The organism is Cryobacterium sp. 10I1, from assembly GCF_035019805.1.
GTDB classification, from domain to species: Bacteria; Actinomycetota; Actinomycetes; order Actinomycetales; family Microbacteriaceae; genus Cryobacterium; species Cryobacterium glucosi.
The window spans coordinates 1-1393 of sequence record NZ_JASJVF010000463.1 but is presented as its reverse complement, the minus strand read 5'-3'; the positions used below and the strand labels follow the sequence as shown (position 1 = coordinate 1393).

The 1393-nt window shown below is 70.2% G+C and carries 1 protein-coding gene; it reads left to right on the top strand.

Annotated features, from left to right (window positions below):
• Positions 1-384 precede the first annotated feature (384 nt).
• Positions 385-1393, top strand: a 1009-nt coding sequence (locus QN345_RS19085; protein ID WP_323509121.1) for a LacI family DNA-binding transcriptional regulator, incomplete at its 3' end; no start/stop codon positions are given.

The following is a 1393-nucleotide window of genomic DNA, read 5'->3' as shown; positions in this document are numbered from 1 at the left end:
GGTATGCCGCGTCCGCGGTCATCCGGTCGTCGGCGACCACGACGGTCTCGGGTGCCGGCCAGTGGTTCTCTGAGTGCCAGCCGGTGAGCGGGGGCGACGGATGCGTGAGATCGGTGGGCTTCAGCGGCGTGCGGGACATGGGGTCCGCTCCTGTGACACGACACGTGGTGGCTGGGCCTCCGACGCTCGTGCGCGTGGGACTCGTCCCCCCGGACGAGTGCCGGCGGTCTCCCCTGAGTATCGCAGCGTTCGGAAGGGAACGGGGCTGGCGAACGGGGTTGTGCGGCAGGGGTGTTGACAGCCGGGAGGGGAGCCACCTAGTATGGAAACGATTCCATGGAATCGTTTCCACGACGCAGGGCCCAATCACACAATGAGGTGAGCATGATGAACGCGATCACGATCCGCGAGGTCGCAGCGCTCGCCGGCGTCTCCGTCGCCACAGCCTCCCGGGTGCTCTCCGGCAACCCGGCCACCTCGCCGACCTCGAGGGCCCGCGTCGCCTCGGCCGCGGCGGAACTCGACTTCCGGCCGAACGCCCAGGCCCGCGCGCTGCGCGGAGCCAGGACGAACGCCCTGGGCCTCCTGGTTTCCGACGTGCGGAACCCCTTCTTCGCCGACCTCGCCCACACCGTCGAACAGGCGGCCAACCTGCATGGCTACGTGACCCTGCTCGGCAACGCCAACGAACGCGCCGACCAGCAGGACCGGTACCTCGACACCCTGATCTCGCGGAGGGTCGACGGCATCATCCTCGCCCCCGTCGGGGAGGGGAGCGACAGCATCCGCTCCCTCATCGCCCGTGAGATCCCCACCGTCTTCGTCGACCGCACGATCGCGGGCATGGACCTGCCGAGCGTGACGACGGATGGAACCACCGGCATCCGCCAGGCCGTTGAACACCTCGCTGCGGCCGGCCACACCCGGATCGGTTATATCTCGGGGCCGCAGGCCAGCTCGACCGGGCGAGACCGGTTCGCCGCCTTCACCCGGTGCGTCACCGAGAACGGGCTGAGCGCCGACCCCTCACTCGTCTACTTCGGCGACTACCAGGCGGCCAGCGGCTCGGCCGGCGTGCACGCCCTGCTGGGCCTCCGCGAGCCGCCGACCGCCCTGATCGTTGCCGACAGCCTGATGGCCGTCGGCGCCATCGCCAGCCTGCACGACCGCGGGGTGCTTCTCGGCGTCGACCTCGCCATGGTCGCCTTCGACGACGTCGAGTGGTTCGCGCTGCTCAACCCCGCACTGAGCGTCATCTCGCACAGCGTCGCCGACATGGGCCGCACCGCGGTGGACCTGCTGCTGCAGGTCATCGACGGCGGCACCCCTGCCTCGGTCGTGCTGCCGAGCGAACTGATCGTCCGGGCGTCGTCGGCACCGGCCGGAACACCGG